Genomic DNA, 300 nt, shown 5'->3' with positions numbered 1-300 from the left:
AGGGTTGAGCGAAGGGGATATAGTAGTGAAAGACGCCAGCAAGGATATCACTGCAGGCGGCCGTGTCAAGCCCCTCTTCCAATGACACGCGGGGACGCTTGCAGAATCCCTTAACATCATCGAGGACTTTCTATAGCGTTCTGGGGCAGATGGCCGCCGTCTGGTCTATTCGTCTTCAGGCTTAAAGTCCAGTGCCCCGGAATTGATGCAAAAGCGCATGCCGGTGGGACGGGGGCCGTCAGGGAATACATGACCCAGGTGCCCCCCGCAGGCTTTGCACATTACTTCGGTTCGGATCAT

At 56.3% G+C, this 300-nt stretch carries 1 protein-coding gene; it reads right to left on the bottom strand.

What is annotated here, in order from left to right; all coding sequences use genetic code 11:
- Positions 1 to 165: 165 nt before the first annotated feature.
- Complete coding sequence (locus B2633_RS09885; RefSeq protein ID WP_483170467.1) at positions 166 to 300, bottom strand: peptide-methionine (R)-S-oxide reductase; 135 nt, start codon at positions 298 to 300, stop codon at positions 166 to 168.

It is taken from the genome of Syntrophomonas sp. UBA1041, from assembly GCF_002316705.1.
GTDB lineage: Bacteria > Bacillota > Syntrophomonadia > Syntrophomonadales > Syntrophomonadaceae > DTU019.
The sequence above is the reverse complement of the archived record's forward strand: the minus strand, read 5'-3'. Positions and strand labels throughout refer to the sequence as shown.

What these genes read in the sequence shown, in the direction of transcription:
- B2633_RS09885 (WP_483170467.1), bottom strand. Translation starts at nt 300, where the DNA reads ATGATCCGAACCGAAGTAATGTGCAAAGCCTGCGGGGGGCACCTGGGT.